Here is a 6,411-nt window from a genome sequence, read left to right as displayed (position 1 = left end):
CCCGCGGTCGGGCCGGTCGGCCCGCTGGAACCGGTCGGCCCGGTCGGCCCGGGTGAGCGGTCCGGTCGGCCGCGCAGGGCTACTTGATGCCGGCCTGGGTGCACAGGGCGGCGTACTTGCCCTTGCACAGCTCCTCCTTGGTGACGAAGCCGTCGTCCACGACGTCCTGGATGTTCTCCTTGTAGATGGCCACCGGCGTCTCCAGCACGGACGGGACCTTGCGTTTGCCCTCGGGGTCCTCGACGGTCGCGTTGGTGTCGCCCTTCTCGCCCTTGGCGAGGGAGATGGCGAGCCTGGCCGTGGCGTCGGCCTCCTTCTTGACCGCCTTGTACACGGTCATGCACTGGTCGCCCGTAAGGATGTTCTGCAGGCCCTGCACGCCGGCGTCCTGGCCGGTGACCGGCACATGACCGTTGCGGTTCTGCTTGCGCAGAACGGCGATGGCGGCGTTGCCGAGAGTGTCGTTGGCGGCGAGCACGCCGCCGATCTTGGGCTGGCTGGTGAGCATCTGCTCGAAGATGGTGTTGGCCTGGGCGCTGTCCCAGTCCGGGACGGACTGGTCCGGGCCCTTCACGTACTCGCCCGACTTGTACTTCGGATCGAGGACGCCGTTGTAGCCCTCGGCGAAGAGAGTGGCGTTGTTGTCGGTCGGTGAGCCGTTGAGGGTGGCGATGATGGGCTTCTTGGCCTTCATGTCCGTCAGGCACTTGCTGAGGCCCTCGCCCTGCAGCTTGCCGACCGCGACGTTGTCGAAGCTCACGTAGTACTGGGCGGAGCCGCCGAGGGTGAGCCGGTCGTAGTCGATCGTGGCGACGCCCTGCGCCTTGGCCTTGTCCAGGACCGCCTTGCCCGTGCCGCTGTCCAGATTCACGATCACCAGGACGTTCACACCGCTGGTGATCATCTGGTCCGCGATGGTCTGGAACTCCTGCTTGTCGTTCTGCGCGTTCTGGATGTCGTACTCGACGCCCGCCGCCTTGAACGCCTCGGAGAGGTACTTGCGGTCCGCTGTCTCCCAGCGGGGCGAGGACTTGCTGTCCGGGAGGATCACACCGATCTTCGGCTTGGAGCCGGAGCCGGAACCGGAGTCACCGTCGTCCGACGAGGAGTCGCTGCAGGCAGTGAGCGAACTGGCCAGCGCCACCGAGGCGGCGGCGAGAAGGAGGAATCCCTTGCGCATGGGAAGGGTCCTTTCTGGTGTCACGACCGGACGACCGCACGACCGGACGTACGAGGGCGATGAGGAGGAAGCCGAGAAGCGCGCTCTCGGGGGAATTGCCGGGTGTCGGGTGATCCGCCCGGACTGAATGTTGTGAGCGGGAACTTACGACGCTCCGGACGCCGTGCCCAGAGCGTGGGCGGCGCTATTTGTCATCCGCCATAACAATTAGGTGACGCTGCCACAACACGGCGACCTGACGGCGTCGTTGGGGGCGTCGGGGTTGACGTGGCGGGGCGCGTGGTACGTCGCGTCGCTGGGGTGGTCCGAGAGGGCGGCCCACCGGTGACCGTCTCTTGTGTGACGTGCGGTCAGGGCAGCGGCATCGCGTGAGTTCGTGGGGACGTCGGCTCCTGGCCGGTCCTTCGGGCTGGTCCTGCGGGCCGGACGTACGGGCCGGTTGGACGGGCAAGTTGTACGGGCCGGTCCCGAGGGCCGGCCCGTGTGGGGTTGCCGACCGTGGGCCTAGTCTCCGGAGAAGCCGAAGATTCCCAGGTGAGTAGGCCGGTCCTCGGTGTGGAGGACGATGTAGTAGCCGGTCCACCTCATCCGGCACTCACCGAACAGGCTCCGCTCATGCTCCTCATGACTCGCAGCCTCCTTCGCGGCGGCGGCAAGCTCTTCGTACCGCGCCACCGTCGGGCGGTCGGTGCCGAAGTGATGCGCGACGCGGCTGAGTGCAAGAGGGCGCAAAGTGCCGTAGTCAGCGATTCCGGACGGCGTCGGCGGAGCGTCCGTGGCAACCACCTGGTCGATGTCCAGGATCGTATGGGTGCCCTCTTCACCCATGAACTCCTCATCCGCGTACAGCTCCTGCAGACTCCGATAGCGGGAACCGTCGCCGTACTCCTCCTGGAACACCCTGGCCTGCAAACTGCCCAAGGCCGCCTCGACGTCGCCGTCGTACCCGGTGACGTAGTCCCATCCGCTGGCACCCATCGCGCCGCCCCTCTGTAGATACGGCCGAACGGTAACCGCGGGGACTGACAACGCCAGGCCATGCCCCGGGCGCCCCAGGCTCCCGCTACGTGTAGCCGCCCCGCCGCGGCATGTAGTGCTCGTCCCGCAGCTGGTCCTCCGTCGTGACGCGCAGCTGCTTGCCCGCGTGCAGGAGCTTCGACGACTCCACGCCGGAGACGGTCGCGGTCTCCTCGTCGTCGAAGGCGGCCACGTTGATGCCGTGCTTGTTGTGCTGGGCGTGGATCAGCTCGTGGCCGTAGAGCAGGAAGAAGGGGGAGACGGCCTCGCCCGGCTTGGCGCCCTCGCTGTCCTTGAAGTCGTGCGGCGCGCTCACCGTGGTGCTGGAACCGGCGCTCGGCTGGTCCACCGAAACGGCACGCGCGTCGGGCATCGAGTTCGAGTCCGCCTGCGCCGCGAGGTCCGTCCTCCCTATCGCGTCGACGACCTCGGGGTGGTACGGAACGACACTGACCATCGGCGAGTGCGCGTTCGACGGCGAGGTCAGATCACTCACCAGGGCGCGGCCACGCTGCCGGGAGAGCAGCCGGGCGTGCGCGGACAGCATCTGGGTGCCGTATCCGGGCAGCGCGGCGGGATCCGGATCGTCGCCGACCGGGCGGGGCTTCTCCGACGTCGCGATGCCCTGCCCGCCGAGGACCCTCGACCAGGTCTGGGACAACTCGGCCTGGGCCTCGGTGTCGTCGGCGTCGATGTCCATCCCGACGGGCCGCGTGCCGTTGCTGTTCCGCAGAATCTCGACGTAGGAGAAGTGCCGCTTCTGGACCGCGTCGAGGAGTTCCTTGAGGCCGGTGTTCTTCGCGTTGTCCTCTTTGCCCCCGGGATCGTCGCGGAACTGTCGGTAGACCATGTGCTCGGCGCCGTCGAGCGTCTGGCCGATCTTGTCGAGGTGCGCCTGCCGGGCCGGAACCGACTTGAAGCGCCAGGCCAGGCCCTTGGCCTCGCCGATGAGTTTGTCGGCCGCGGCGAGCATCTCCGTCACGAAGTCGTGGATGTGCTGCACCTCCGGGGCCGGCTCGGTCGTCGTGACCATGCGCTGCACCGGTATGAGCGTCCGGGCGACGGCGTCGTTGCCCGCCATCCGCTGCAGGGCCAACACCCCCTGGGGACTGCGGTCCCGCGGCGACACGTGGTTCGCCCTCGGTGTCGGACGCCGCCCCGGGCCGGCCTCCGCGGCCCGCTCGGACTCCTTGTGCGCACGCATGTTGCTCCCATGACGCTGACTGATCTTCGAGCTGAATTTTGTAGGTCATCACGGGGTGGCCGGCCGCCGGAAGGACCACAGGGGCACACTCCGGGGCAACGGGCCTCGACCGGACGCACGCCATCCGGACGGCCTGCCGGCGCAGGCACCCACCGGCGGTTCCGCGCCCCGGCGCCGGTTCGGCACGACGGGCCGGTGCCGCCCGGTGATCGTCTCGAATGCCGGAGGCGCGTTGACGCCTCCGGGCCCCCGTGCTTGCATCGTCACATGCCGCGCCAGTCGCTGACCTGCCGCCGCTGCGTCGATCTCGTACGGGTCGCAGCCGCGCTCTGTTGCGCCGCCACTCGCTGATCGCCGCTCACCGCGTGCACTGAGGCGTTCGCTTCGGGCACCGACCGGGCCGTCGACGCTCGTCGTTTCAAAGGATGTTCGCCAGAGACGTTCGCTGCGGGAACGCCTGCCGCGGAAACGCTTCCCGTCGCAACTCCCCCTGCTGCCAAGCGCGTTGCGAGGCCCTGCCGCCCCTCCCCGGGTCGGCGGCCCTCCGCGCACCCGCCCCCTCCCCTGCCTGTACGAGGAGACGCCCATGCCCCTGTCCGCGCCGACCCGCGGTCCGGCGACCGTCGAACTCCGCGGCGTCTCCCGGACCTTCGGACACGGGGCAGCCGCTCATCACGTCATCACGGGGATCGACCTCACCCTGGCGGCCGGTGAGATCGTCGCCGTCCTCGGCCCCTCCGGCTCGGGCAAGTCCACCCTGCTGCGGCTCGTCGCGGGCTTGGACACGCCTACCTCCGGAACCGTGCTCGTGGACGGTGACCCCGTCCGGGACCTGGACCGGGGCGCGGCCGTCGTGTTCCAGGACGCACGTCTCATGGCCTGGCGGACCCTTGCCTCCAACGTGGCCTTCGGACTCCCCGCGGGCACCCCGCGCGCCGAGCGACGGGCCGAAGTGGCACGCTGGCTGGAGGTGGTGGGACTCGGCGGCTTCGCACGGCACCGGCCGAGTCAGGTCTCCGGTGGCATGGCACAGCGCGCCGCACTGGCCCGCGCCCTGGTCCGCAGGCCGGGTGCACTGCTGCTCGACGAACCGTTCGCCGCTCTGGACGCGCTGACCCGACTGCGGATGCAGGACCTCCTCGTCGAGGTGCACGGCGCCGCGCCCACCACCGTCCTGCTCGTCACCCACGACGCCGACGAGGCTCTTCAACTCGCCGACCGTATCGTCCTGTTGAGCGCCGGGCCCGCCGCGTCCGTCACCGCCGTCATCGACGTTCCCCCGCCCCGCCCGCGCGAGCGCGGCGACCTGCGGCTGGCCCCGCTGCGCGCCGACCTCCTGCACCGCCTCGGCGTCGGCCACTCCCCCGACAGCCACGCCCCCGTGCCCCACACGTCCCCCGCCGTCCCCCACAAGGAGCCCCTCGGATGAACCGTCGCACCTTCGCCGCCGTCCTCACCTCCGGTCTGTTGCTGCTGACCACGGCCGCGTGCGCCGAGGGCGAGGACTCCTCGGGCCGGGCCGGTACGGGCGCAGCGGCCAAGAACAAGGGCGCCACCGAACTCCGCCTGGACTGGGCGTACTACAACCCGCAGAGCCTCGCCCTCAAGGACAAGGGCTGGCTGGAGGACGCCCTCAAGGACCAGGGATTCGACGACGTCGAGGTGACCTGGACGCAGTCCCTGGGCAGCAACAAGGCCAATGAGAACCTGCGCGCCGACGCCATCGACTTCGGCTCCACCGCCGGCACGCCCGCGCTGCTGGCACGCGCCAACGGAACACCTCTCAAGACCGTCGACGTCTACAGCCGGCCCGAGTGGTCCTCCCTGGTCGTCGCCAAGGGCTCGGAACTGAACTCGGTCGAGGACCTCAAGGGGCGGAAGGTCGCGGTCACCAAGGGCACCGACCCCTACTTCTTCCTCCTGCAGAGCCTCAAGGCCCACGGGCTGACGGCCAAGGACGTCACCGTCGTCAACCTCCAGCACGGTGACGGCAGGACAGCCCTGGAGAGGGGCGACGTCGACGCCTGGGCGGGCCTCGACCCGCACCTCTCGCAGAGTCAGATCGACAGCGGTTCACGGCTCATCTACCGCAACCTCGACTTCAACTCCTACGGATTCCTCAACGTCTCGGAGAAGTTCCTCGACGCCCACCCCGAACTCGTGCAGATCGTCGTCGACAGTTACGAGAAGGCCCGCGGCTGGATCGAGAAGAACCCGGACGCCGCGGAGAAGATCCTCGCCGACACCGCGAAGATCGAACCGGCCGTCGCCGCACAGCAGTTGACCGAACGCACGCATCTGGACATCTCGCCGGTACCCGGGGCCGCACAGACCAAGGTGCTGGAACGGATCGCTCCCCTGCTGGTCTCGGAGAACCTGGTCGCCGACGCGAAGCATGTCGATGAGGCCCTGGACACCCTCTACGCACCGGAGTTCGCCCGCAAAGCCGCGGCCTCGTGAGCCGCACCGCGGACGACACCGTGAGCAGCAGTCTCGTGAGCGGCGTCGCCACCGCCGTCCGGTCCCGCGGGGGCCGGACGGCACTGCGCACCGCCGCCGGTCTGCTGCTGCCCGCCGTACTGCTGCTCGGCTGGCAGCAGGCCGCGACCTCCGGGGCGTACACGCGCAGCCAGCTCCCGCCGCCCGAGGCCGTCCTGAACGCCGCACGGACCCTGTTCGACCGGGGCGAGCTGCAGCACCACATCGCCATCAGTGTGCAGCGGGTGGCCGTCGGCTTCGCCGCCGGCGCCTCGCTCGGTCTGCTCCTGGGCAGTCTGGTCGGCCTGTCCCGGGCCGCTCGGGCCGTCCTCGCTCCGACCGTCCAGGCGATACGTGCCGTGCCCTCGCTGGCCTGGGTCCCGCTGCTCCTGCTCTGGCTCGGTATCGGAGAGACCCCGAAGATCACCCTCGTCGCCATCGGGGCCTTCTTCCCCGTGTACACGACGGTCTCGTCGGGCCTCGATCACGTCGACCCGCGCCTGAGGGAACTGGGCCGCGCCTACGGCCGGCG

Annotated in this window: 6 protein-coding genes; 3 read left to right on the top strand and 3 right to left on the bottom strand. The window is 69.6% G+C overall.

Annotated features, from left to right (window positions below):
• Positions 1-79: 79 nt before the first annotated feature.
• From ACFWGJ_RS40460 to ACFWGJ_RS40450, 3 genes are all read right to left on the bottom strand, one after another.
• Positions 80-1,180 (bottom strand): sugar ABC transporter substrate-binding protein, encoded by a 1,101-nt coding sequence (locus ACFWGJ_RS40460; protein ID WP_387333957.1) that lies wholly within the window; start codon positions 1,178-1,180, stop codon positions 80-82.
• 504 nt (positions 1,181-1,684) lie between these two features.
• A complete protein-coding gene (locus ACFWGJ_RS40455) occupies positions 1,685-2,158 on the bottom strand; it encodes a hypothetical protein (protein ID WP_387333956.1) in 474 nt (157 codons plus the stop codon).
• An 85-nt stretch (positions 2,159-2,243) separates the two neighbouring features.
• The gene (locus ACFWGJ_RS40450; RefSeq protein ID WP_387333955.1) at positions 2,244-3,401 is read right to left on the bottom strand and encodes a hypothetical protein; all 1,158 of its coding nucleotides are present in this window, start codon (positions 3,399-3,401) and stop codon (positions 2,244-2,246) included.
• 586 nt (positions 3,402-3,987) lie between these two features.
• Here ACFWGJ_RS40450 and ACFWGJ_RS40445 point away from each other — a divergent pair.
• The 3 genes from ACFWGJ_RS40445 to ACFWGJ_RS40435 form a co-directional block, all read left to right on the top strand.
• Positions 3,988-4,830, top strand: coding sequence for an ABC transporter ATP-binding protein (locus tag ACFWGJ_RS40445; RefSeq protein ID WP_387333954.1), 843 nt, complete (start codon positions 3,988-3,990; stop codon positions 4,828-4,830).
• Positions 4,827-5,861, top strand: coding sequence for an aliphatic sulfonate ABC transporter substrate-binding protein (locus ACFWGJ_RS40440; protein ID WP_387333953.1), 1,035 nt, complete (start codon positions 4,827-4,829; stop codon positions 5,859-5,861). Before ACFWGJ_RS40445 ends, ACFWGJ_RS40440 begins: the two co-directional genes overlap by 4 nt.
• Before the next feature lie 20 nt (positions 5,862-5,881).
• Positions 5,882-6,411, top strand: a 530-nt coding sequence (locus tag ACFWGJ_RS40435; RefSeq protein WP_387333952.1) for an ABC transporter permease, incomplete at its 3' end; no start/stop codon positions are given.

The organism is Streptomyces sp. NPDC060205 (assembly GCF_042728395.1).
GTDB lineage: Bacteria > Actinomycetota > Actinomycetes > Streptomycetales > Streptomycetaceae > Streptomyces.
Note: the sequence above shows the minus strand (reverse complement) of the source record. Positions and strands in the feature narration are given on the sequence as shown.